We start from the raw sequence: 25,730 nt of genomic DNA, 5'->3' as shown, positions 1-25,730 counted from the left end.
TTATTATTAGCTTACCATGTTCTATACATTCCTTCAAAAACTAAGGGACCTATTTATCATTTTTTTATAGCTGTCCATAAATATAAAGGAAATAAAGAAAGGACAGTGTCGTTACAATGAGCATTGTTTCGAGCGCATGTCTTTTCTTTTTCTTTTTTACAATGGTTTGACGACTTTGACCCTTTTGATTTTGCACCTGACTTCTTTGATGATGCACAGCTGGTTTGGATCTTTGCTTTTGTGGACTTACATGTGAAGTCTTCGATGTATGGGGCTGAGAGGAAGCATGATTGCCGTCAATTATTGCTTTTCTCATATCCATTGCTGTTTGGTATTTCCCCTGCAGGGCATGAATAATCACTTGCTCAAATTTTAGTAATTCTGGCTTTTGTCTAATCATCATCTGAAGCTGATTAAGACCACCTGATGTTTTCTGGAATCGTTTAGGGTAAGCGGTATTGATTATAATCATAGCAACTGCAAACAAATCATAAGCAGGATCTGCTTTTCTTGAACCTAGTCCCCAATAGCCTCTATCATAAAACTCAGTAAATTCCTTGATTGCTCTACCTTGAATCGTTGTCCCTCCAACATCAATACAGCGAATTTTCGATGGTGGTCCTGTAACAATTAAGTTTTCTGGCTTTAAGTCGCCAAAAGTCCACCCATTGATATGCAATAAATGAAGATCAGAGAGTAACTGTAGGACGAGAACTTCAATCCATACGGCTCCCTTTTGTTGGATAAACGTTAAAAAATCCGGTCCTTTAATATATTCCATCGCATAAAAGGACACCTTTCCTGAAGATCTCATCCAATCATCTACATCAACCAAAGAAGGCCCTAGGGTTGACCCTTGGACCTTCGCAAAGGATTTGAGGACATTGACCTCAGAAGTAATCGACATGCCATTATCACTCAACTTTAACGCTACATACTTATTCAAGTGCTGAGCAAGATAAACAATTCCATTTGCTCCATACCCAAGCTCTTTGATAATTACATACCTATTCTTATGCCATTTCCCTTCGACAATTATTCCTGCTGTTATATTAGACAGATTCTTCAAAGTATTGTTCATCATCACGAGAAAGTAGGCTCCTTAACGAACGTTTTTTCTTAAAGGATGACAGTGCTTCACGAAGTGCGGGACCAGTAGGTGTAATTCCTCCTGTTGTAAGTTTTGCGAAAATACTAGTTAATGATTCTAACCTCGGGGTCCAATCTAGCAATTTTTCGACATCATTCTTTTTCCCGGGAAATACAAAAACGGAAAATTGATTGTCACCTGACCTGGCATTAAGGCTTAACGATAGGTCTAATAAGGCCTCTTTAACAGTTGGAAGCTTATGTTTCATACTTGCGCTTGTGTCGACAAGAATCAACACTTCTAGTTCTACTTTTTCTCCCAGCTCATCGACTACCTCCATGACTTCTCCTCGCTTTTCAGGAGGTAAGTCTTCCATTGTCTGTGAACCACCTAGGATTTGCTGTAATTCCTTGTTCACCACTCCTTGAAGAGTTTGTGTCATTGCCTTTCTTGTAACCATTTGTACGGTTTGAGAAAGCTGCTGTGCATAGACGACTTGGCTTACTCCCCCGCCAGCTAATGCGATATTTTCAATTTCCCTTAATCCTTGATCATCAATAACATCCTGTTCCATTACTCCTATAACATTTACGGTGATCCCTTGTTCTTTTGCTAGAGCTGAAACAGCAATTGGGTCCTCTCCTTGGTTTGAGCATCCATCAGTTATCAAAAGAATTTGTTTTAATGTGCCAGTTTTCATTCGATTCCCCTCCACGTCTAAATGTTGCTAACATTTTCGACTAGTTGGAGAGGAAATATACATATCTTTTCTCTTTACTGTATAAAATAACTAGTTTGCTTTTTGTCGATATTTATTAATTGGTATTGAGGACCACTTTGGCGTGTTATGTTTAATCTTTGAAACAACGACTGTCATATCATCCTCAATATAACCTGAACGCGAGCGAATCACCTCTTCCATAATTAAATCCGCTACCTCTTGTGGATCGTCTGTTGCTAGCTCACCGATTTTCCGCTTCATCCATAGGTCGTAGTTCTCTACATGCTTTGGTCCTTCAAATACACCATCGCTCATCATAATAAGGAGATCACCAGCTTTTAACTGATCACTTACCACATCGACATCAAACTCCTGAATGATCCCCATCGGTAGATTACTCGCTTGGACCTTAATAACAGCATTTCCTCTCTTAATAAAACTTGGGGTTGAACCAATTTTCAAGAATCTTACTGCAGCATTTTGAAGATCAATCATCGCTAAATCTAAGGTTGAGAAAATTTCATCCGTTGTACGGAGTGATAAGACGGAATTGACTGACTTAATGGCCACTTTCTCTTCTATTCCCGATTGTAGAATTTTCTGTAGGAGTTGAAGAGTTTCCTGACTTTCGATATGAGCTCTTTCTCCATTTCCCATTCCATCACTAATGGCAACCGCGTGCTTACCACCACCAAGCTCAATCGTTGAATAACTATCACCTGATACCAAGCCTCCATCCTTTGCTGCGTGAGCAACCCCTGTATCAATGGTAAAAGCCTTCGCCGAGCGGAACGTTACATGACAATAACCATTCGGATAGGAAGCACACTCTTCTGAATTAACAACGATGTTTTCCCCTAAAATGTCTGAAAGCATAGGTGCTATAAGCTTTTCACATTCTCCATGTCCATTACAATATGGAATAGTTATATCGATATCAACATTTCCTTGTTCAAGGCTGTAGATCTCAACATGTTCAATATGAACACCATACTCTCGTAATGCTTCTAAAATAAGCTCTTCTTGCTTATAATGATTATCTCTTTCCCTTTGAATCTCCTTAGCAAAGTTCCCCATGACTGTTGAAACACCCAGGAGTTGATCCGCTACAAGTCTCCTACTTTCCTGCACTTGTTTCTTTAGCTTTTGATTTGCTTGATAAAAGGTTAGCTCCTGTTGAATCGCATCCACTACCTTTTTGGATTTTGTACAATGTTTCTCCCAGTCTCGTGAAAGCTTCAATGGCACAACACCAGAATTATGATCCATTTCATTCATAATATCCTTCATATATTCATAGGTTGTATTAAAGTTTCTGGACCAGCAATTTTCCTTTTTGAAGCAAGTTTGACAGGTCTTTTCTGTTACGTTTCCAAGGAAAAAGTCCAGTTCTCTATCTTTGTCTACTTCACCACTTTCATCTAATGATGAAAAACTGTCTGACAGAGCTTGAAAGACAGAAGAAAATTGTTCCACTCGTTGCGCAGTTACATCCCTCATTTTTCTCATATACTGCTGTTGCTCAGCAGTATACTCAGGTGTTCCAGGGATATACTTTGCTAGTTTAGACGTTAGCGCTTGAGGTGTAAGGAAAAATAATAGAATCGCAGCAGATGTCTCTAAGATGGTTTTATAGAGAGAGCCACCACCCTCTCCGTACATTCCAATTAATAATGTGGCTATAAGAAGCCCAACGGCTACCCCTACTTTTTTTCCTTCCTTTAAAAGCCCACCCAATAGCCCTGAAAAGGCCAATAAACTCATATGATAGAAACTAGTAATGTTCGCTAGACTGAATATTAGTCCCGTCACAACTCCTACCGTAGAACCTACCGTTGCCCCTGCAACAAACGCGAATACCAACACTAAATACCTTGACATAATATGTTCAATAGATAGATCGTACAATGACCATCCAATAGTCCCTGTCATAATAGATGCCAGCATAATAATCAGGCAAACGATTTCTTCGGTTTTTAACGTTTGTCTTCTTTTACTTAGAGAAAGAAGGGGGATACTTTGAAGGAAAATTAGAGTAAGTATGAAGCCAAGGCTAGCCTCAACCCCTGCCATCATTCCATCGTAAAGTGAAACATTGCCTGTTGTTAGATAGCATTTTCCTATCTCACCAATACCCAGAGTGAAGAATACATAAAAGGGGATTGCACGAACTTCTGTTTTTAGCCATTTTTTTGTTAGTCGAAAGGCAAATAAAAAGAGAAAAGCTGTGCAAAAAGCAAATGCGGAATTCACAATTGAAAGGGTTGCTGCACCAGCTACTAGTCCGATTAATGCAAGAGGAGCTTTGTCCTTTTTCACGAAATAGACAGCCGCAAAAAAAGGAAGGGCAAAAGGCGTTAGTTTAGACAAGATTAGGGCTCGTCCAAGCAAAAAACCGATGAGTAGTAGAAGAATTCCTTTCTTGACGAAAAACGTCGCTAATTTTGCTTGTATCTTGTCCAACATATTTCCAAACTCGATCTTATGTTTATTAAAATTGACTTCACCGACAGGATCAATAATATTCCTTTCTACCTTTTCCATAATTTTTACACCCCATTTTTGTTTCGTTGCAAGCATTATAAAAAACATAAATTCAAAATTTTGTCATAATTACTCAGTGTATTCCAACTTTTGTTCGACGTAATTCTTGGATAAATTCAAAGCTTCTTCAATAACGTGACAAGATTCTATAAATTTCATCTCTTTCGGAACTACATTCATAACTTCGGAAGCTAAAACCCCTTCCAAAAAGAAAGGGGTTTTTGTAGAAATTAAAGGAATAAAAATAGTCATTTATTATAAATAAATAATGTCTACATACAAAAAGGCAAGCCGTTTTTCGGCTTGCCTTCATATTTATTAATGTATCAGCAGCAAGTTACCCTCTTCTAGCTCCTCTTCCACCGCGCTTAGATTCTGTATTGCGCTTAAGAGAAGACAGTCGATCTTCACTATCTTTTAAGAAACGAGCCATTTTAGACTCAAAGTTCTCTTTAGGAGGCATTCTATCATTTGTTTTCCCTTGACGAGGACGTCCTGCCCCTCTTGAATCATTTCCGCCACCGCGATACGGTGGTCTTTCCGATCTTTCTGGACGAGAGCTGCGTTCAGGTCTCTCAGGTCGATCTACAGCTTTTTTAATTGATAAACCGATCTTTCCATCTTTCTCAACATTGATGACTTTGACTTCAACTTGGTCACCAACTTTTAGATGGTCGTTAATGTCTTTAACATAATTATCTGCAACTTCACTAATGTGAACAAGACCTGTTGATCCTTCCGGTAGCTCTACAAAAGCTCCAAAATTTGTAATGCCTGTTACCTTTCCTTGTAACTTGCTGCCTACTTCGATTGACATAAAAAGAATGTTCCTCCTTAAGAATATAAAAAATCATACTTTATATATATTATACAGAAAGGAAAAAAAGCGTGTCAATAAGCCGAGTCACTGGTTCATTTTTCCTTGTCTTTTTTTTCCGCTGGGAGGTTGAAAATTATCTCGTTACTATCGGAAAGAAAGAAGTCTTTTCTTGCTAATTTAGCGATATATTCTTCATCATTAAGCTTAATGATTTCCTCTTTAAGGATCGTTTCCTCTTTTTTTAAGGCGACTAGTTCCTGATCCGCCTTTTGCTTTTCTTCCTTCATTGCCTCTAGAGTCGCGGATTGCCTTAGGAGTGTAGATACGATAAAGTATGCTGCTAACCCTACGATTACGATAAAAACAGATAGCCTTCTTATAAGCAGCGTTCTTTTTCTTGCATTTTGAATCACTGCCATTTCTTGATGCTGCACATATTGTGACGGTATTTTTGTTATATTGCGTTTTCTGACAACACTCACCTCGGCGTTCCCTCCTTACTCTTTGTTCTTTCTCCATCTAGAAAGAACGTTAATAATGGTATTCTTTATTACCTGATAATATCCTGCTAACTTATTATATAACTTCTCGACGGTTTTTTTAATATGTTTCGGCAATAAATTCCAAAATAATATCAAGAGCCATTTGACAGGGGTAAAAAGAAGCTTAATTATCATCCAAATGAACTGGATTGTCCATTTTACAAGTACAAAAAGTCCCTTTCCTATTATCGTTATCAGACTTACACAGCCTAGCAAGAGAGAGACAATGGGTCTATAAATGAGCATAAGAAATATTTTTACAGCGTACCGATAAATAGAGATTATCATGGTTATGATAATCTCTAAAACTCTTGCGTACCCACGCTTTAAGAGACTTTGGTAAGCGGCAAACCCACAGAGAATGGCCAAGAAAATATAAAACCTTAATTCTCCTTGATTAATAACAAATAAAACGTAGAAAAAAATCAAACCCTGTAGAACCCAAAAGAATATGTCGTTTAAAAATACAAGCCAAGACTTTCTTTTTGATCGAAACAAAAAACGATTATACGTATCAATCGCAGCACCTAGATAGCTTCCCATGGCGGCCATGGAAATCATTGTTAAAAATTGTGTGGTAAGTGTCATCGGAATAACTTGCTAAAGAAACCTTTAGCCTTCTCCCCATGCTGATCATCTAAGTACACAAGATCAAAAACTTTTCCCTTAATGGATACAATTCCTTTATCAACATCTAGGTTTTTCATCTGCAGATTCTGACCCTTAATGGCAAGAAAGCCCATTACGGTTTCAAGCAGAAACTCTTCATTATCAAAACTTTCAACTTGTTTCACACCTGTGATGTCTAAAAGTCTACGCCCCCTCATGATGACATCATGATCTGGTAACGTAGTTCCCTTTGAAGTATTTGTGTCATAATATTGGCTCATTCTCTCATCCCTCACAATCACTTTGTACAACCTTTTGTACATATGTATGAAGGAGATGATTCAATTAGAACTGAAACGCAAATATACGAATCCTCTTCTAGCTACTCAACGGCTTCTTCAACCTTCTCTTCCTTAACAAGGCTATACATATCTGCTGCTTCCTCTTTTCGAGAAGTTTCTTGAAGCTTTTCAATTTTTACCGTTACGATCTTTTGACCAAATCGGACAGCCAGCTCATCTCCCACTTTTACGGTTGAGCTCGCTTTTGCTTGTTGACCATTAATTGTAATTCTCCCTTGATCACTAACCTCTTTCGCAAGTGTTCTTCTTTTAATAAGACGTGAGACTTTTAAAAATTTATCTAATCTCATAGGAAACTCCTCCTCATTGTTCTTCTTTTTTTGCTTCATTCCAAAATTGATCCAGCTCTTCTAACGTAAATTCATCGAACGTTTTCCCACTAGCATGTACCTTAGCCTCAATAAAGGCAAAGCGCCGCAAGAATTTTTGATTGGTTTGGAATAATGCCTCTTCAGGCTGGATTTGTAAGAACCGAGCAATATTGACCAGAGCGAATAAGATATCTCCCAATTCCTTCTGTAAGTCATCTGTATGCGTCTCCTTAGCAAGTTCTTCCTCAAACTCTATTAGTTCCTCTTTTACCTTTTCCCATGCTTGCAATACATTTTCCCAATCAAATCCAACTTTTGCCGCTTTTTTTTGCAATTCATATGCACGTATTAAGTTAGGTAAATGTGTACCTACACCATCAAGAATAGAAACTTTTTGTTCCCCTTTTTCTTCCACTTTAATCGCTTGCCAATTTTTCAACACATCATCAGCGGTTTCGGCGGTAACATCACCAAACACATGAGGATGCCTTCTAACCATCTTAGCGGATATTCCTTCAATCACTTCATCAATCGAGAAATATCCTTCGTCCTCTCCAATTTGCGCATGTAACATGACTTGAAGCAGTACGTCTCCAAGCTCTTCAATCATGTGGTCAATATCCTCTTCATCTATTGCCTCAATTAACTCATACGACTCTTCGATCAGGTACTTTTTTAAGGATTGGTGTGTTTGCTTTTTGTCCCAAGGACAGCCATTTGGTCCACGAAGTTCAGCAATAATGTTTCTTAACTTAGAAAACTCTTTATAAGATAACTCATCTTTTTGAACAGGTGGTACATATACGGAGGTTAAATTATTTAATGTCACTTCCCGGTCAAGCTCATACAGTGGTACCTTTTTGGTTATTTCTTTAGATGTACCAGCTGCTGTTACGATGACCACATCATGGTCAAAAGGGTATTTTTCCATTAGTGTTAATTTCACTTCTGAGGCAATAAAAGTGTCATATACCTGCCCAATAATCAGATGCTGACTCATATGAATATCATCACGTTTCAGATTTGTTCCATCTAATAATTGGAATCCCTCAATCGGATCGATTTTTACTGCTTGAAACAAGGGATCTAAAAAGCTTTGACCTCCTATAACCTCAATCTCTACTTGTAGCTCACTCGCTCTTTCTAACAGAATTTGAACCGTACGTTCAGCAACCAGGGGATGTCCGGGAACAGCATATATAAGTGACCCCTCATTGGCTTTTGCTATAAGATCATCACATATAGATTCATATACCTCATCAAATGTATCTTTTGCTTCGTATATATGATCATAAGAAGTAAACTGAAAATCTTCTTCTCTAACTAACTCATCCACTACTGGATGCTCTTTCGTTCGAAGAAATACGCTCTTATTTTGTTTTAATCGTTTATATATGCCAAGGGGCAGCTGATCCATATCACCTGCACCAAGACCAACGATCTGGATTTTATTCAAATTCATCAACTCCTATTTTTTTTCGGAAGTAATTGTATTAGTTTGCTTCCAAGAGGCAATAAACTTAATTCACTCTCTTTAAAAGTATGTAATCTTACTATAATGATTAGGTAGCTCAGTCCACCTATAAGGACCCCAACCATTGCCTCAAAACCAGCCTCGACTCGACTTGGTTCATTTAGGAAATAATCCATAAGCCAGTGGTACCCTTTTAATATTAAAAACATGATGAAAGCGGCTACTGCAACCTTTACCAACTCTTTTCCTTTCATAATCTCTCCCTTTACCCTTGTTAGTAGAACAATAAACAAAAGGAAACTCATGATAACAAGCGATAAGACAGAAGCAAAGACCGCACCATACGCTCCAAAAAGTGGCACGAAATACATATTAAGAAAGTATTTTAACAAACATCCAAGACCAATTGTTATCGCAGGAAATACGATTTGTCCCAGTCCTTGAAGTACGGCACATAAAGTGATAATAAGTGAACTTAAAAGGATGATGGTGCTTTGCATAGCAAGAATGGATGACCCTTCACTATTTTGAAACAGAAAAATATTGGTCGGTTCGATAATGGATAGAAGTCCAATACTTGCTCCCAATCCAACCATTATACTAATAAGCAAGGACAAACGAATTCGATCATGTAGGACTCTCATATTGTTTTTCACTTTTTCACTAGAGATGAGTGGTACAAGAGATAAAGACATCGATGTAGCTACTACTGTCCCGAGTTGAATGAGAGGAACTCCTCGATCATATATCCCCTTAATCTCCTTTGCTGTATGTCCGTTTGTCATTATTTTTAATAATAACGAATACAGGTTTAGGGAATCAGCAAGTTGAATAAATAAGAGAAGCATACTACTTACACTAATAGCAAATCCTTGGATGCAAAGTATTTTTATTATTCCCTTGGCTTCAGACCACGATGGAATGGAGGTTTTTTCGAAAAACACCGGGAGATACTTTTGTCTTTTTTTATAAAAGAAAAGCAATACGCACACGGCTACTAGCCCTCCGACAATAGATCCGAACATGGCTCCTGCTCCCACTTTATAGAGATCATCGTTCCTTAGGGCGAAGGCAACCACTAAAATGGTGCTGACTCGAATAAACTGTTCACTGACTTGTGATATTGCCGTTGGCTTCATATCACCACTTCCCTGGAAAACCCCTCTCAAAATAGATAAAACCGGGAGTAAAAGAAAGATAAAAGAAATTGCCTTTAAAAGAAGTGCAATTTGTGGATCCTGCATAAAAGAGGCTATATAAGGAGCACCGTAAAATAAAGCTACAAATAGGATGACTCCAATCAATGATAAAAGAAATGAGGAGATTACAATTAGCTTCTTTGCTCCTCGAACATCTTTTACGCTCATTTTTTCGATATAAAGTTTAGAGATAATAACAGGAAAACCGTATGTACATAACACCAAAGCCATTCCGTAGAAGGGATAGGCTTGTTGATAAATATAAAATCCAACATCCCCAACTAGGTTTTGAAAGGGAATGCGATAAAAGGCACTTAGCACTTTGATAATAAGTGCAGAAACGGTAAGAAGTAAAGTTCCCTTTAGTATGGTATGTGACTCTTTAAGGGGTTTCACCACCCTCACCCCCAATTTATGTAATTCGGAGTTATTATAGCATATCGGAGACATGCATACATGATAAGACGGAAAAAGAGGTAGCTGATATCGCTACCTCTTTCTTTCCCTTAAATCCTTACTTTTATGATTCCATTTGTCTTGCCAAGAATCCAGCCGCTGTTTCTACAGCTTTACGCTCTACTTCACCGATCGTGGATTCTTTCGAGAAGATGATAACAGCGCCGATAGGATCACCGTTTGCGATAATTGGACCGACGGTGTATGAAGAAATCGTTTCTTCAATTCCATCGATTAATGCGACTTCACCCTGTTGTGTAATAATGACCGACGTTCTGTCTTCCATTGTTTTTTCAACAAGATCACTAATATTCTTATTTAAATAGTCCTTCTTTGAGCTACCCGCAACAGCTATGTAAGCATCTCTGTCGCAAATTAAGATTGGATTTCCTAGGCTATCGTATAGAGCCTCTGCATATTCTTTCGCAAAGTCACTTAACTCGCTGATTGGAGAATACTTCTTTAGAATCACCTCTCCATCGCGGTCAACGAAAATTTCTAACGGGTCTCCCTCACGAATTCGAAGAGTTCTGCGGATTTCCTTAGGAATGACGACACGACCCAAATCATCGATTCGACGAACAATACCAGTTGCTTTCATCCAACGTTGCCTCACTTTCATCTGATGATTTAAACGTTTGGCATCCATCTCTCTACGTTGTGAAATGATTGCCATTGTTTGAACTTAGTATCTTTCATATGGAAAGTTCTATACACTTACATAGTTTTTTCTCTAAAATGTTAAAATTAACAATAAAGGATAAATAAACCAATTTACTTTTTTATTTACCCCTTACCATTTCAATTAAACATTACTATGCTAGTATCTATCTCTTAAGAGACTATACTTCCTAGATCCTTCCTTGCATTATGAAGACCTTTCATCATCTTGAAAGCAGCGTCTAGCCACTGATCTAGCCCAACTCCCTTAATATGAAGGACCATCTTTAATTTACTACCTTCCATTCCAAGTCCAACCATACGGCCAAATTGACTACTTACCTCAAATATTTTTTGACCATCTATTTGAGAACTATCCTCTTCTGAGACAAGGATATTGATTTCATTTTTACTTTGCTTAATGGTCTCTACACCAGCCATTCTCGCATAGACCTTTAATTCAGATAATTGGAACAGGTATGCCACTTCATCCGGGAATTCACCGAATCGATCGATCATCTCCTCTTGAAGCTCTTGTACATCTTCAAGAGTTAATAGTCCACGGAATCGTTTATACATTTCTATTTTCTGATTACCATCACGAATATATGTGTCTGGTATATAGGCATCTACTTCCACATCAATCTCCACAGGCTTTATAACAACCTCTTTATCGATACCTACTTTTCTTTCCTCTATGGCTTCCTTAAGCATTTGAGAATAGAGGTCAAATCCGACAGAATCAATAAATCCATGCTGCTCGGCACCTAATAGATTTCCAGCTCCACGAATGGATAAGTCTCGCATGGCTATTTTAAATCCGGACCCAAGCTCCGTAAATTCTTTAATGGCCTGAAGTCTCTTTTCTGCAACTTCCGTTAATACCTTATCTTTTCTATAGGTAAAGTACGCATATGCCACCCGGTTAGATCGTCCAACACGTCCTCTTAGCTGATACAACTGAGACAGTCCCATACGGTCAGCATCAAATACAATCAAGGTATTTACATTAGGAATATCTACTCCTGTTTCAATAATCGTCGTACTTACAAGCACATCCGACTCTCCCTCTAAAAACCCTAGCATAACCGATTCAAGCTCATTCTCCGTCATTTTCCCATGTGCGTACGTTACACGTGCATCCGGAACAAGCGCTCTGATTTCTTCTGCTTTTCTTTCAATATCTTCCACACGATTGTAAAGGAAATAGACTTGCCCTCCACGAGCTAATTCCCTTTCAATCGCTTCTTTTACTAGTCCGCCGTTATACTCCATAACATAGGTTTGAACCGGGAAACGGTTCTCTGGGGGAGTCTCAATGACTGATAGATCTCTTACTCCGAGCATCGACATATGAAGAGTTCTCGGTATTGGAGTAGCCGTTAATGTGAGCACATCCACATTTGTTTTTAACTGCTTAATCTTTTCCTTATGTGTAACCCCAAAACGCTGTTCTTCATCAATAATCAATAGTCCTAAATCGCGATACGTAATATCTTTTGAAAGAATTCGATGAGTTCCTACCACCACATCTACCGTACCTGCCTTTAGACCATTAATGGTTTCGTTCTGTTGCTTTCTGCTCCTAAAACGACTTAATAAACCAATATTGATTGGATAATCCTGAAACCGCTCCCTCATGGTCTCAAAATGCTGTTGAGCTAAGATTGTAGTTGGCACGAGCAAAGCAACCTGCTTCCCATCTGCTATTGCTTTAAATGCAGCACGAATGGCAACCTCTGTTTTTCCGTAACCCACATCCCCACAAAGGAGTCGATCCATCGGGCGCTCTCTTTCCATATCTTTTTTAATTTCCTGGATAGAACGCAATTGATCCTCTGTCTCTTGATATGGAAATACTGATTCAAACTCTCTCTGCATATCTCCATCAGGACTGAAGGCATAACCGACCGAAGCTTCTCTTTCTGCATAAAGCTTAATAAGATCGTCAGCAATATCTTGAACAGATGACTGAACCTTCGTTTTTACCCGTTTCCAGTCATTTCCACCCAACTTATATATTTTCGGTTCCTTTCCTTCAGAACCCACATATTTTTGAACCAAATCAATTTGCTCCACAGGAACATATAACTTATCGGTTCCTTGATAGCGAATGTGTAAATAATCCTTATGCACTCCGTTTATCACAAGGGTTTCTATACCAAGATACTTCCCTATCCCATGATTCACGTGAACAACATAGTCGCCCACTTTTAATTCTGAGTAGCTCTTAATTCTCTCTGCATTCGATAACTTTTGTCTTCTAGTTGTTTTTTTCGAACGCTTATTAAAAAGCTCTTCTTCTGTTATTACAACAATTTTCTGTATGGGTAACTCGAAGCCGGTTTGAAGTCCACCTTGCATAATTTGGACTTTCCCTTTTAAAATATCCTGCTTTTGATTCGCAACAACCGCTTCAATTTCATAGTCTTCTAACACTCTTTCTAGCTTCTTACTTTTCTCACGATCTTCTCCTAAAAAAATGACAGAGTACTTCCCTTTTTTCCAACGCTCAATTTCCCCTTTTAACACATTCATCTGCCCATGGAAATTCTGCATTTGCTTACAAGTGACATTAATAATATTTTGAGGATTTGTATTAGGAACGTGTCTTAGAAAAAGTGACATATATACAATTGATTTTTTAGACTTTTGTAGCATTCCATTCAGATGGTGAGACACAGGAATATCATGGACAATCTTTCCTTCCCCTAGAAGGCTTGTATACCATTCTGCCTCCTCTTTATCCAAAGAATCGCTCATTTCCTGAACTCTACTAATTTCATCAACAAAAATAAGACCGTTTTTCGGCAAATAGTCTAATAGACTGTTTGACTTCTCATAGGCGAATGATAAGTACTTAAATAACTGCTCTGGTCTTTGACCATTCTTTAGTTGTTCGATTTCATAGCCAATGTTTTGAGACAGTAAAGTTTTTACTTTATCATCCTTCAATTTTTTCAAACTTCTGGCTAGATGCTCTTCAAGCCTTTGAGCGATTATTGGAAAATGGGAATCATCTAGTGGAGATTCCGTTGCTGGTCCTATAAAAACCGTAGACAATTTATCCTTTGATCGTTGGTCTTCCAACGAAAACGTGCGGATAGAATCTACTTCTGTATCAAAAAACTCTACCCGAATCGGGTCCGCTTCAGTAAGGGGATAAATATCTAAAATTCCCCCACGCACACTAAACTCACCAGGTGCTGCTACCATTTCAGACCTTGCATACCCCATTTTCACAAGCTGAAGACTGAGCTCACCTAGCTCAATATCCTGCCCAAGCGATATCGTATATTGTTTGGATTTCCAAAGCTCGAGCGGCGGAAGATATTTTCTAACTCCAGCAATAGGAGCAATAATAATTCCACCTGCATTGCTGCTTAAATAATTCAAAGCCTCAATTCTCTGGGCTTTTAATTCTGGACTAGCAATACTCATCTCAGCTGCTATAAGTTCATTAGCTGGGTAAAGGAAGACCTCATCTACCTCAACCAACTGAATTAAATCATCGTATAGCTTTTGAGCTTGTAACAGATTATGAGTAACGATGAGCATTGGTTTTTTCATACGCTCATACACAGAAGCCAAAAATACGGTTCTTGCAGAACCAGATAGCCCTGCTATGAGCTGTTCAGTAATACCCTCTTCTATTCCAGAAAGGACGGATTTTGTATCATCTAGTTCACTGAAAAGTTGCTTAATTGCTAACATGTATGCCCTCCTCCCAATACCTACATATGTATGTAATATAAAAACAGAAAAATGCTTTGGATGTTTCTCCAAAGCGTTTTACTGAATAAGATAGTCTTGTCCATGAAAGTCCGGATTTCTTTCTAGCGACTCCTGACAATCTTCACAAATCGATTTAATATGCATATTTCCCTCTGTATCATAACTTACCATATCGAGTCGCTCTTCACCATTTAGCTTGTGAAGACCTAATCTTTCAGTCTCTAAAGTGCTTTGTTCAATCGTACCCATTGTATGTCCGCAGTGTCGGCAATGGTAATGAATGGCCATTCTGTCCCTCCTAGTAAACAATTCATTAGGGTTAGTATTGACCTTTTAGGACAGACTTTATTCATTCATTACTTATATACGTTATGTTATCCACACCACAATGATAACTGAAGATTCATTTTTTCGTAAGATTATTGATTATAACGATTCATTACCTGCAAGAAAGGGTCCCTTAGCCAGTCCAGGCATGCTTCCCCACTTTTTTTCACGATGAGATTGATGGTTTCTTGTTCTTCCTTCGTAAATCTACTAAGGACATAGTCACTAATACTCATCCCATTTGTTGGCCTTCCAACTCCCACACGTATACGTTTGAACTCTTGTGTTCCTAGATGAGCAATGGCGGACTTTATACCATTATGACCACCAGCACTGCCTTTCTCTCTTAAACGGAGCTTCCCTACTGGCAAATCAAGGTCATCATATATTACAACGATATCTTCAATAGAAATATTAAAGTAATCCATTAACGGACGGATAGACTCTCCAGACAAATTCATATAAGTTAATGGCTTTAATAGAAAAACCTTTTCCCCATTTACATAACCAACTCCATAGGTCCCTTTAAATTTCGATTGATCAAGCTTAATATTCCATTCACTAGATAAATGGTCAATGACTTCAAATCCTACATTATGTCTTGTTTGATCAAACTGTTTTCCAGGGTTGCCTAAACCGATAAATAGTTTCATGTTCCACCTCTTACAACATCAAAAGGGGCTGGCCAAACAATTATGGTCAGTCCCTGTAGTCATTTCTTTGTTATCTTTAATTATTCGACAGCGTCTGTCTCTCTTCCTTCTAGATTTTCAGGAATTCCTGGTTCTTGTTCTTCACCAGTACTAATTTCCTCTTCTTGTCTTGGAGGGAGAATAGACACAATCGTCTCTTCATCTTCATTGTTAATATGGTAGGATGTACGTCCTTGGATATCAGCAATAGACATTGTCTCACCAACTTGTAGACCGCTAACATCTACTTCAATTACTGAAGGAATATCCGCTGGTGTAGCAGTAATGCTTACCTCATGTAATGGCTGTTGGAGAACTCCACCATCTTTCACACCTGCTGCCTCACCTACAAGTGTAACACGAACATTTACTTGTATTTCTTTTGACATATCCACAGCTAGAAAATCAGCGTGTAGTATTTCCTTTTTTATTGGATCCATTTGATAATCCGATAAAATGACATCGTATGTTTCTCCATCAAGATCAAGAGAAATCACACCATTTCTCCCCACTTCTCGAATCGTTTTTAGGAAATCGCTAGCATTTATATATAATGCTTTACTATCTACATTAGCGCCATATACAACTGCTGGCACTTGCCCTTCGTGACGCATAATTGACAAAGTGGATTGACGGAAATCCTCACGTTCCTGTGCATGTAATTGCGTAGTCAAAATCGTTTTCTCCTTCCAATATTAAGGTCTCTTTATAAAAAATGCCCTTAAACAGGAAAGTCTAAACGTAGAAAATTTTAATTTAACCTAAACAGATAAGGCTTGCACTAATAGCAAGCCTCATCACTTTATTAATCAAACAGGATACTTACTGATTGTTCTTCGTGAACACGGATAATAGCCTCTCCTAAAAGCTCAGCAACGGATAGTTCCTTAATCTTCTTAGACGCTTTCTTCTCTTCCGATAACGCAATCGAGTTTGTTACAACAAGCTCTTTAATTTTTGAGTTTTCAATTCTTTCAATCGCAGGACCAGATAGTACGGCATGTGTACAGCATGCGTACACTTCAGCCGCACCATTTTCGACAAGTGCATTTGCAGCAAGAGTAATGGTTCCTGCTGTATCAATAATATCATCGATTAATATAGCAGTCTTTCCTTCGATGTTACCAACAATATTCATAACCTCAGCAACATTTGGTCTAGGTCGACGCTTATCAATAATTGCAATTGGTGCCTTAAGTCTTTCTGCCATTTTACGAGCTCTCGTTACCCCACCATGGTCAGGTGAAACAACAACGATGTCACCACTTAGATCCTTCTTGCTAAAGTACTGAGATAGTATTGGAACACCCATAAGGTGATCAATCGGAATATCAAAGAAACCTTGAATTTGTGGTGCATGCAGATCCAGTGTAATCACACGAGTAGCTCCTGCTGTTTCAAGCAAATTAGCTGCTAGTTTAGCTGTAATTGGCTCACGAGCTCTCGCTTTACGGTCTTGACGTGCATACCCGTAATAAGGCATTACGATACCAATTGATTTTGCAGATGCTCTTTTAAGCGCATCAATCATAATCAATAGCTCCATTAAATGCTCATTAACTGGTGAGCTAGTCGATTGGATAATAAACACATCACAACCACGGATACTTTCCTCAATATTGATTTGAATTTCTCCATCGCTAAAACGAGTAACCGAACATTTTCCTAGCTCTACACCAATGACCTTTGCAATTTCTGCTGCTAGCGCAGGATTGGAATTGAGTGTAAACACCTTTAAATTTGGATCTAAATACTGATTTGACATGATGGACCTCCGATTGCTTATTTCTTTTTGCTATTTAATTTTGATACGTAAGCTTCTTTGTTAACTTGTTTTGCTCTAGCTATAGCGAGTGCTTCTCCTGGGACATCTTCAGTGATCGTTGACCCAGCTGCTACATACGCCCCTTCTCCTACTCTAACTGGAGCTACAAGGTTTGAATTACAACCAATAAATACATTGTCTTCAATTTTTGTTAAGTACTTATTTTTCCCATCATAGTTCACCGTAATCGATCCACAACCAATGTTTACATTGCTACCAACTTCAGCATCTCCAATATAGCTTAGATGGGAAGCCTTACTTCCTTTGCCGAATACCGCTTTCTTGATTTCAACAAAGTTACCTATTTTCACTTCATCATGAATACTCGATTGAGGCCTTATATGCGCAAAAGGACCAATGGCAACCTCATTACCAATTTCACTATCGAAAGCAACTGACTGACGGATAGCCGTTCCTTTGCCAATTTTACAATTGTGAATTTCAGTCTGTGGACCAATAATACAATCTTCTCCAATCACTGTTCTTCCTGCTAATATCGTTCCAGGGTAAAGAATAGTATCTTGACCAATTTCTACATCTGGACCAATATATGTACTTGAAGGATCAATGATTGTCACACCGTTACGCATATGCCACTCATTCGTACGTTCTTTAAAGATTCGTTCCGCTTCAGCTAACGCTACTCGGTCGTTAACGCCCAATGTTTCTTCAAAATCTTCTGTTTGATAAGCTGTTACTATTTCTCCAGCATTTTTGAGAATTTCAATAACATCTGGTAAATAGTACTCCCCTTGGACGTTATCATTTGAAACATTTGTAAGTGCCTCAAAGAGGGCTTTATTGTCAAAGCAATACGTTCCCGTATTAATCTCTTTTACTAATCGTTCTTCATTCGTTGCATCTTTATGCTCAACGATTTTCTCAACCGATCCATCTTCGTTTCTAATAATACGTCCATAGCCTCTAGGATCATTGGTCCATGCTGTTAAAATCGTTACTTTAGCAGAAGTCTCTTCATGATGCTTAAATAATGCTTCCATCGTCGTTTCCTTAATTAGAGGAGTGTCTCCACATACAACAATGGTAATGCCTTCTTTATCTTTTAGTATATCCCTTGCTTGCATAACAGCATGTGCTGTTCCAAGCTGTTGCTCTTGAAGCACATAGCTACTTTCATCGCCTAGCTGTGCTTTCACAAGTTCCGCTCCGTGTCCAATAACTGTTACAATGCTGTTTATATTAAGCTTTTTCACATGATCAATTACATGCTGCACCATAGGCTTACCACCAACAGGATGAAGAACTTTGTACAGTTTTGATTTCATCCTAGTTCCTTGACCTGCGGCTAATACTACCGCATACCGATTCGACATTTACTGGCCTCCAATATACCTTTTTATCCATTAAGAATATATCTTAAATACTCGTATTTTTCAAGAACAGATGAAAAACTACATGATTTTAACATTGAGAAAGGTTTAACCTTATATTTTTATGGGTAGTAGTATGTGGAGAGAAGAAATAGGTTCAAAAACATAAAAAAGAGCCTTACTCATGAAGTAGGCCCTTGTTGTTTATTTTTTTAGGAAGCTCCAGCTTCTTCAAATTCAACTTCTAATTCACCTAAACGGTGGTACTCAGCTAATACTGCTTCTTGAATCTTCCCACGTGTACCTGAATTAATCGGATGAGCGATATCGCGAAACTCTCCATCTGGTGTGCGTTTACTAGGCATAGCAACGAATAATCCGTTATTTCCGTCTATCACGCGGATATCGTGAACAACAAACTCATTATCAAGCGTAATGGATGCGATTGCTCTCATACGTCCGTCTGTATTAACGCGGCGTAATCTTACGTCTGTTACTTCCATCCTGTTCACCACCTTTGCACAATTAGATATAATCTACGTTTAAATATTCAACAAATTTTTCATATCTCCTTCTTCAAATTCAATTTTTTTTGAAAAATTAGTCAAAATCGTGAACTATTTGTAATTTATAAAGAATAAAAAACACTCGTCTTATTTGACGAGTGCAATTACTTCGATTTCTACTAATACATCCTTCGGCAATCTTGCCACTTCCACACAAGAACGAGCTGGCTTATGTACAGAAAAATATTCTCCATACACTTCATTTACTGCAGCAAATTCATCCATGTTTTTAATAAATACCGTTGCCTTTACTACTGTTTCGAGCGTTGCTCCCGCTTCTTTAAGGACAGCCTGTAAGTTTTTAAATACTTGATGTGTTTGTTCTTTTACATCTCCTTGAAGTAAATCACCCTCGGCAGTTAAAGGAATCTGACCAGAGCTATAAAACATATTGTTTACAACGATACCTTGAGAATATGGCCCGATAGCTGCTGGTGCTTCATTGGTTTGAACTACTTTCATACTAACTCCTCCTGTTTATGTAAAAAATAATTTCCTTCATTCACTTGGATTTGCTTTTCTTTTACATCCACATCCGAAAGCTTTACTAAGGATAAATAATCATCCACTAGTCTCTCTTCAATTTTCTCTGCTTCCACGAGTACGGCAATACCAGCTAAATTAGCATTAAACTCATTCAACATACTAATCATTCCGTTAACGGTTCCGCCTGCTTTCATAAAATCATCAACAATTAAAACATTAGCCCCTTGATCCATACTGCGTTTCGAAAGAACCATCGTTTGAATTCGTCCTGTTGATCCAGACACATAGTTAATACTTACTGTGGAACCCTCAGTTACTTTATTATCTCGGCGCACAATAACAACCGGCACATTTAAATGACTTGCAACCGCATATGCCAAAGGAATCCCCTTCGTTGCAACTGTCATAACCAGATCAATTTTCTCCTCTGTAAAAGCAGAAGCAAGTAAGCGGCCAGCCTTTTGAACAATCGCTGGATCTCCTAATATATCTGTCATATACAGATATCCACCTGGTAACAGCCGATCAGGATCAGCAATTAGGCCGCATAATTCGTTAATAATTGGCCTGGCTTCCCCATCTGATACTTTTACAGTAAACTTCACACCACCTGATGCTCCAGGAACCGTTTTCAGCGTCCCGATTCCTCTTTTCTCAAAAGTCTCTTTAATGATTGCTAAATCTTCACTGATAGATGATTTAGCGGAACCATACCTTTCTGAAAAGAAAGAAAGTGAAACTAATTGCTGGGGGTGCTCAAGCAAATAATTCGTCATATCTACTAACCTTTCGCTTCGACGAAACTTCATAATAGACCTCCCATATCCGAATGTTTTAACGATAATATACCATTAATGTACGGATTTAATCAAGGGTATGTCGTTCTCCTAGCATGCGTACAGCAAAAACCTGGTCACAAAATCCTCTCAGCCCATTATACAGTCGGTGCATTCTTGAATCATGGTGAACAAGGGCAAAAACAGTTGGACCGCTTCCGCTCATCAGTACTGCATCGGCGCCAAATCTTTGCATTTGATCCTTGATTTGAGCAACCTCCGGATAAAGCTTCAAAGTGACTTCTTCGAGCACATTTCCTACATTGTCACACACACCATTAAAGCTTCCTTCCTTAATCGCCTCGACCATTGCAGGTAGGTTAGGATGACTTATTCCACTTAATTCAAGCCTTCTATACACGTCTGCTGTTGAAACGCCGATAAATGGCTTTGCTAAAACTACCCAACAAGTAGGAGGTGGAGGAAGTTGTGTAATCTTTTCTCCACGTCCTTTTGCTAACGCCGTTCCACCGTAAACACAAAAGGACACATCCGACCCAATCTCAGAGCCTAATTCCGCAAGCTCGTCCAAAGTTAAATTCAATTTCCAAAGCTTGTTTAACCCTCTTAACGTTGCGGCTGCATCACTGCTTCCACCCGCCAATCCTGCGGCAACAGGAATATTTTTCTCAATAGAAATATGAACTCCAGCTTTCACTTGAAACCTTTCTTTCAACAGCTTTGCTGCTTGAAAGGCTAGATTCCGTTGATCGTCTGGAACAAACCGATTTTGAGAGTTGATTCGTATCGCATCCTCTTCTAAAAAGGTTAGTTCGACTCGATCAGCAAGGTCTATCGTTGTCATGATCATTTCTACTTCATGAAACCCATCTGATCGTTTATGTAATACATCTAACGATAAATTGATCTTTGCAGGAGCTTTTATTAAAAGCTTCAACATCTCCACCTACTTTAAACATTCTCTCTAGTCCATTTTTGTCCTATTTTACCACAAAACAATAAAAGTAAGACCTCTCCACACAAAAAAGCCGGAGAATCAGTTTTCTCCGGCTTCTGTCGCAATGAATTCGAATTGTTAGTTAACTCTCGCATGAAGTAAAAAGGTTGCTTGCTTTTAGCGCTTTTCCGTTAACTGCTGTTGCGCTATTTCGATCGCACGCTTGACCATGTTGCCAGCGTCTTTCGCTTTAATGCCACCCCAACCTTCTTTTTGAACGACATCATAAAATCCTAGCTCCTTCGCTAGTTCCTCTTTAAATCCTTCTGACATCATCCCTCTTCTTCTGCTCACGATAACATCCCCTTTCTTCATCACGACACTCTTATTATGTTGAAGTGGTTAGAAATTCATTAGCTTTTAGAGAAAAATTGATTGAATTTACGTATAGTTTTTCAAAGAAAATATAAAATAAAAAACAAATTAAAAAGCAGCAAACCCATAGTTCACTGCTTACACGATAAGGACAACCTTAACTTAGTGCCATTTGTCCTGTTGTATCTTCATAGAAAGTAATCTGAACCGTCTCTGTTAAAACGTCTGCATAGCTGTACGATACACGTTCGAAAGCATTTTCTTCTTGATCTAACTCAATTACAAACACAGATGGATACGTTTCTGCAAGAATTCCGTATCTTTCAATAGTCTTTCTTCGACCACCATTGGCCTTGAGCAAAAGTCTTTTTCCTAAATTTGAATCAAGAGCTTTTTTAATATCAACCAAAGTTTTTGCCATTCGGTCCACCTCACTATGTAAAGTATAACACGTTTACACTGTATAGTCAAACAAAATAATAAATTATAACAGTGTTTAAAAATAAAAGTCAATATTTTTTGTTCAGCATTTTCTTCTAATTTTCAACATTTTTAGGATTACCTATTTATTTTGAAATATGTACCGAATTTTTAAACAAAAGCTCTTTTCTAAAACATTGTTGCTATATACACACTTTTTAGGGAAAAACAGCCTAATTAAAAAAACACCGTTCTATTTTGAACGGCATTTCTCATTCGTGATTTCCTTTGTTATAAGGCATACCCGTTCGTAGTACGCCTTTTGTTTCGATTCCTCCAAGTCCTTTTTCTCCCGTTAACGTATTTCTCAATACATCCCATACGTTAATTCTCTCCATAAACGGAGTAAAGGAAATTTTAGCTACAATATAGACAGGATCAAGGGCGTGTATGTTAACTCTTGAAGGGGAACTTGCAAAGTTAGCACCTGCTTGAATCAATGATTCAAAATGGGACTGACAGGCCCCAGCAAATATGACCAACTGGTCGAGATGAGGGAACTTCTTTCTGGCCTCTCTTACCGCTTGAACAAAGTGTTTTGAATGTCTATATGCATTGATATCAGTAGGTTTCCCCTTGGCCTTTGAATATGCATCATGACCTGTAATAACGATAATATCAGGGCGATAATAATCAATCAAAGACCCTATTTTATTTGGCATTTCTTTTTCATTTACATGAATGCCTGTTACAGGTACTCCAATTTTTTCATACAATGTTAAGCACTTTTGCAAATAAGAAGGATCTCCATCCAGATGTAATACTTTCCCTGGCACTTGGAAATAGTTAAATGGCTTACTGTACCCTTCAGTTGCCTCAAACTCCTGTTTAAACTGTAAAAGATCCACATCCTGCCGAAAGAGCTGGTAAGATTGTTCTTCAAGTGATTGGTACTCCGATGCCACTTTAGAACGGGTATTTTGATCAATCACGACCAAATCTTCATAGGGGGCATCCGCAATTAGTCGAAAATTTTCCCCGTATAATACAGCTAACTTCTTCCCTTGTTCTTCTCGTATATCTATAACCCGAAAGATAATATCACAATTATACGAAACTCTCCCAACGACATCCAAAAGGTTGATCGTCAATGTAGTCACTCCAATTAGCCCAATAAACTAGAGCATTCAAATAGAATAATTCTTAATTATCCTATGCAAGGAACTTATAAGGCGTGATATACAGAAAAGCGCAAGTGCCTTGTTTAGCCCCGAATCGCACAGGAAAGCCTGTCTTCTGGAGTGATTTGGCTTATAACCTTATATTATTCCTAGAGGGGTTAGGGGCTGGGGCTAGACAGAGTGTAAATCCAGAAAAAAAGACCCTCAAATTTTGAATAATAACCGGAAGAATTCCGTTTAAATTGGGAAATACCCATATTTCCTTAAGAATAAGCGGAGTTTTTCCGCTTATGTGATTCAAATCTTTGAATTTTGGCTTATTTAGAGCAGTTAACCGGAATTCCTCCGCTTATTTCTGCTTCTTAAGCTTCCTCTATATACATTAACCGGAAATTCTCCGCCTATTAAATCTCTTACCTATATGAAATCATCAAGGAATAAATACAGAGCCAAAGTCAAAAGAAAAACGTGGTTTTGTAAACAAAAACAAAGCATTTTGCAGTCCAATTTACGAGGTAACAGAAATCTCTGTAACCTTACATTTTGATATACAAATTGGAATACAGTTTCACGCCTATTTTTATAATGATTCACGTTATACCAATAAAAAATGACCATCAAATTCACATACAAATTAATGGTCATTTTAATATATATGTTGGATTTTTGTGACAGGGAACAGAACCCGTTACTTTACTCAGATGCGTTCTTTTTAAGCAAAATGATCGAGCAAAGCATCGCTAAGTTGAGCAAATTCAGCAATCGACAATGTCTCGCCTCGTCTAGCAGGCTCAATTTCAGCTTTTTCAAGCGCCTGCAATATCATGTCCTTCTTTGCCTTTCCGTCGGGTAATTGGCTTGTTAAGTTGTTTAAAATCGTTTTCCGACGCTGCGCGAAGCTTGCTCTTGTTACTTGAAAGAAAAAGTCTTCACTTCGAACTTTAACGACAGGCTCTTGTCTAACCGTTAATCGAATAACTGCCGAATCAACATTCGGTTGCGGCATGAAGACGGTTTTCGGAACAACCATGACCGTCTCCGCTTCCGTATAATATTGGACAGCAATTGAAAGGGATCCATAGTCCTTTCCACCGGGTTTCGCAGCGATACGATCAGCTACTTCTTTTTGAAGCATACAAACAATTCCTCTAATTGGGAGTTTCTCCTCTAATAACTTCATAATGATCGGAGTGGTTACATAGTAAGGTAGATTGGCAACAACCATGATATCTTCTAAACCTTTGAACTGTTCCTCGATGACCTCTTTTACATTTGCTTTCAATACGTCTTCATGAATAATGGTTGTGTTCGAATAGGGAGCTAGCGTCTCTTTTAAAATCGGTAGTAATCGCTGGTCAATTTCAAACGCAACCACCTTTTCGCTATTTCTTGCTAATTGCTCTGTTAATGCCCCTATTCCAGGTCCAATTTCAATGGCTCCGGACTTTTCAGTTAAATTAGCGTGATCAACAATTCTTTTTAAAATATTGGTATCAATTAAGAAGTTTTGACCTAAGCTTTTTTTGAACGAAAAACCAAACTTCTTTAGTATTTCCTGTGTCCTTACAGGGGTAGCTATATCTTTACTCATCTGTTTCCTCCTGAAAAATAACGGATAGTGCTCTTGAAAACTCTTCTTTACTGATTTGAAACATCAATAGTCGCTTATAAAGTTGCTTTCCATTTGTATACCCAATCGAAAGGAGTTTACCAAGCTTCTCTCTTCTTTTCTTTGCCTTTGGACCACCGATTAGACCTGCTGTTAATAAATCCTCTTGAGTAATCTGTTCTTCCACTTCTTCCTTCATATGGTGAGCATGGCGAAGAGCCTTTCGAATCTCTTCCACTGAAGCGTGTTCGACACCAACACCCTTCCCTCTTTTATGTAGTGCATTCTCCTTTGGGATAAAGGCATGCTTGCAATTTGGTACATGCTCAGCAATTGTTTGTCTTATTTTTTGACCAGGATAGTCTGGATCAGTGAAAACAATAACTCCCCTTGTCTGTTGGGCCCTTCTTATCCGATTGATGGTATCCTCATTTAATGCCGAACCATTCGTTTCAATCGTATCGGCATCTACAGCCCTTCGAATGGCTGTAGTATCGTCTTTACCCTCCACAACGATAATTTCCTGTATCTTCATAAACTCCTCCCAATACACATACCATTAAATAAACTCTGTTTCTGAAAAAAATTTAAAATAATTGAAATAAAAATGAAACATTCTGGCTATTTAATTCGTCTATATAGTATAAACCAATTGTAATGA

26 protein-coding genes are annotated in these 25,730 nt (G+C 38.3%); all 26 read right to left on the bottom strand.

The window, feature by feature from the left end; genetic code table 11:
- Nucleotides 1–64: 64 nt before the first annotated feature.
- Nucleotides 65–1,084: a serine/threonine protein kinase PrkT gene (prkT, locus tag ACFFHF_RS00205; protein WP_377057352.1), complete on the bottom strand. Its 1,020-nt coding sequence runs from the start codon at nucleotides 1,082–1,084 to the stop codon at nucleotides 65–67.
- Nucleotides 1,053–1,790: a vWA domain-containing protein gene (locus ACFFHF_RS00200; protein WP_377057351.1), complete on the bottom strand. Its 738-nt coding sequence runs from the start codon at nucleotides 1,788–1,790 to the stop codon at nucleotides 1,053–1,055. The genes prkT and ACFFHF_RS00200 overlap by 32 nt, the downstream gene beginning before the upstream one ends.
- A 90-nt stretch (nucleotides 1,791–1,880) precedes the next feature.
- Nucleotides 1,881–4,355, bottom strand: a complete 2,475-nt coding sequence (gene spoIIE, locus ACFFHF_RS00195) for a stage II sporulation protein E (RefSeq protein WP_377057350.1) — start codon at nucleotides 4,353–4,355, stop codon at nucleotides 1,881–1,883.
- Nucleotides 4,356–4,692: 337 nt separating this feature from the next.
- Nucleotides 4,693–5,172, bottom strand: a complete 480-nt coding sequence (locus ACFFHF_RS00190) for a S1 domain-containing RNA-binding protein (RefSeq protein WP_160548431.1) — start codon at nucleotides 5,170–5,172, stop codon at nucleotides 4,693–4,695.
- 95 nt (nucleotides 5,173–5,267) lie between these two features.
- Nucleotides 5,268–5,657 carry an FtsB family cell division protein gene (locus tag ACFFHF_RS00185; protein ID WP_377057349.1) on the bottom strand — a complete coding sequence of 130 codons (390 nt, stop codon included), beginning with the start codon at nucleotides 5,655–5,657 and terminating at the stop codon, nucleotides 5,268–5,270.
- 15 nt (nucleotides 5,658–5,672) lie between these two features.
- Nucleotides 5,673–6,305 (bottom strand): spore cortex biosynthesis protein YabQ, encoded by a 633-nt coding sequence (yabQ, locus tag ACFFHF_RS00180; protein ID WP_160548430.1) that lies wholly within the window; start codon nucleotides 6,303–6,305, stop codon nucleotides 5,673–5,675.
- The gene (gene yabP / locus ACFFHF_RS00175; protein ID WP_160548429.1) at nucleotides 6,302–6,607 is read right to left on the bottom strand and encodes a sporulation protein YabP; all 306 of its coding nucleotides are present in this window, start codon (nucleotides 6,605–6,607) and stop codon (nucleotides 6,302–6,304) included. Before yabP ends, yabQ begins: the two co-directional genes overlap by 4 nt.
- Nucleotides 6,608–6,708: 101 nt before the next feature.
- A complete protein-coding gene (locus tag ACFFHF_RS00170; protein WP_119706218.1) occupies nucleotides 6,709–6,978 on the bottom strand; it encodes an RNA-binding S4 domain-containing protein in 270 nt (89 codons plus the stop codon).
- A 13-nt stretch (nucleotides 6,979–6,991) separates the two neighbouring features.
- Complete coding sequence (gene yabN / locus ACFFHF_RS00165) at nucleotides 6,992–8,455, bottom strand: bifunctional methyltransferase/pyrophosphohydrolase YabN (RefSeq protein WP_377057348.1); 1,464 nt, start codon at nucleotides 8,453–8,455, stop codon at nucleotides 6,992–6,994.
- 5 nt (nucleotides 8,456–8,460) lie between these two features.
- The gene (locus ACFFHF_RS00160; RefSeq protein WP_340901751.1) at nucleotides 8,461–10,068 is read right to left on the bottom strand and encodes a putative polysaccharide biosynthesis protein; all 1,608 of its coding nucleotides are present in this window, start codon (nucleotides 10,066–10,068) and stop codon (nucleotides 8,461–8,463) included.
- Nucleotides 10,069–10,192: 124 nt separating this feature from the next.
- On the bottom strand, nucleotides 10,193–10,729 hold the full coding sequence (gene spoVT, locus ACFFHF_RS00155) for a stage V sporulation protein T (protein WP_160548451.1): 537 nt from the start codon (nucleotides 10,727–10,729) through the stop codon (nucleotides 10,193–10,195).
- A gap of 233 nt (nucleotides 10,730–10,962) precedes the next feature.
- Nucleotides 10,963–14,502, bottom strand: coding sequence for a transcription-repair coupling factor (gene mfd, locus ACFFHF_RS00150; RefSeq protein ID WP_160548426.1), 3,540 nt, complete (start codon nucleotides 14,500–14,502; stop codon nucleotides 10,963–10,965).
- 78 nt (nucleotides 14,503–14,580) lie between these two features.
- Entirely contained in the window at nucleotides 14,581–14,811 is a 231-nt protein-coding gene (fin, locus tag ACFFHF_RS00145; RefSeq protein WP_377057347.1) for an anti-sigma-F factor Fin, read from the bottom strand.
- Between the two features lie 131 nt (nucleotides 14,812–14,942).
- Nucleotides 14,943–15,503, bottom strand: a complete 561-nt coding sequence (gene pth, locus ACFFHF_RS00140; RefSeq protein ID WP_377057346.1) for an aminoacyl-tRNA hydrolase — start codon at nucleotides 15,501–15,503, stop codon at nucleotides 14,943–14,945.
- A gap of 80 nt (nucleotides 15,504–15,583) precedes the next feature.
- Nucleotides 15,584–16,216 (bottom strand): 50S ribosomal protein L25/general stress protein Ctc, encoded by a 633-nt coding sequence (locus ACFFHF_RS00135; protein WP_377057345.1) that lies wholly within the window; start codon nucleotides 16,214–16,216, stop codon nucleotides 15,584–15,586.
- A 131-nt stretch (nucleotides 16,217–16,347) separates the two neighbouring features.
- Nucleotides 16,348–17,307, bottom strand: a complete 960-nt coding sequence (locus ACFFHF_RS00130; protein ID WP_160548422.1) for a ribose-phosphate diphosphokinase — start codon at nucleotides 17,305–17,307, stop codon at nucleotides 16,348–16,350.
- A 17-nt stretch (nucleotides 17,308–17,324) separates the two neighbouring features.
- The gene (gene glmU, locus ACFFHF_RS00125; RefSeq protein WP_377057344.1) at nucleotides 17,325–18,701 is read right to left on the bottom strand and encodes a bifunctional UDP-N-acetylglucosamine diphosphorylase/glucosamine-1-phosphate N-acetyltransferase GlmU; all 1,377 of its coding nucleotides are present in this window, start codon (nucleotides 18,699–18,701) and stop codon (nucleotides 17,325–17,327) included.
- Nucleotides 18,702–18,910: 209 nt separating this feature from the next.
- Entirely contained in the window at nucleotides 18,911–19,201 is a 291-nt protein-coding gene (gene spoVG / locus ACFFHF_RS00120; protein ID WP_003347151.1) for a septation regulator SpoVG, read from the bottom strand.
- Between the two features lie 150 nt (nucleotides 19,202–19,351).
- Nucleotides 19,352–19,726, bottom strand: coding sequence for a RidA family protein (locus tag ACFFHF_RS00115; RefSeq protein WP_160548420.1), 375 nt, complete (start codon nucleotides 19,724–19,726; stop codon nucleotides 19,352–19,354).
- Nucleotides 19,723–20,559, bottom strand: a complete 837-nt coding sequence (gene purR, locus ACFFHF_RS00110; protein WP_377057343.1) for a pur operon repressor — start codon at nucleotides 20,557–20,559, stop codon at nucleotides 19,723–19,725. The genes ACFFHF_RS00115 and purR overlap by 4 nt, the downstream gene beginning before the upstream one ends.
- 55 nt (nucleotides 20,560–20,614) lie before the next feature.
- Entirely contained in the window at nucleotides 20,615–21,484 is an 870-nt protein-coding gene (ispE, locus tag ACFFHF_RS00105; protein WP_160548450.1) for a 4-(cytidine 5'-diphospho)-2-C-methyl-D-erythritol kinase, read from the bottom strand.
- Nucleotides 21,485–21,661: 177 nt separating this feature from the next.
- A complete protein-coding gene (locus ACFFHF_RS00100) occupies nucleotides 21,662–21,838 on the bottom strand; it encodes a small, acid-soluble spore protein, alpha/beta type (RefSeq protein ID WP_119706206.1) in 177 nt (58 codons plus the stop codon).
- Between the two features lie 178 nt (nucleotides 21,839–22,016).
- Nucleotides 22,017–22,280, bottom strand: coding sequence for a biofilm formation stimulator Veg (gene veg / locus ACFFHF_RS00095; protein WP_066059266.1), 264 nt, complete (start codon nucleotides 22,278–22,280; stop codon nucleotides 22,017–22,019).
- Nucleotides 22,281–22,551: 271 nt separating this feature from the next.
- Complete coding sequence (gene yabG, locus ACFFHF_RS00090; protein WP_340901738.1) at nucleotides 22,552–23,430, bottom strand: sporulation peptidase YabG; 879 nt, start codon at nucleotides 23,428–23,430, stop codon at nucleotides 22,552–22,554.
- Nucleotides 23,431–24,172: 742 nt separating this feature from the next.
- Nucleotides 24,173–25,051 carry a 16S rRNA (adenine(1518)-N(6)/adenine(1519)-N(6))-dimethyltransferase RsmA gene (gene rsmA / locus ACFFHF_RS00085; protein ID WP_160548416.1) on the bottom strand — a complete coding sequence of 293 codons (879 nt, stop codon included), beginning with the start codon at nucleotides 25,049–25,051 and terminating at the stop codon, nucleotides 24,173–24,175.
- Nucleotides 25,044–25,604, bottom strand: a complete 561-nt coding sequence (gene rnmV, locus ACFFHF_RS00080) for a ribonuclease M5 (RefSeq protein ID WP_160548415.1) — start codon at nucleotides 25,602–25,604, stop codon at nucleotides 25,044–25,046. Before rnmV ends, rsmA begins: the two co-directional genes overlap by 8 nt.
- Nucleotides 25,605–25,730 lie beyond the last annotated feature (126 nt).

It is taken from the genome of Robertmurraya beringensis (assembly GCF_042433785.1).
Classification (GTDB): Bacteria; Bacillota; Bacilli; order Bacillales; family Cytobacillaceae; genus Robertmurraya_A; species Robertmurraya_A beringensis.
This window is presented reverse-complemented; position numbering and strand designations above follow the sequence as displayed.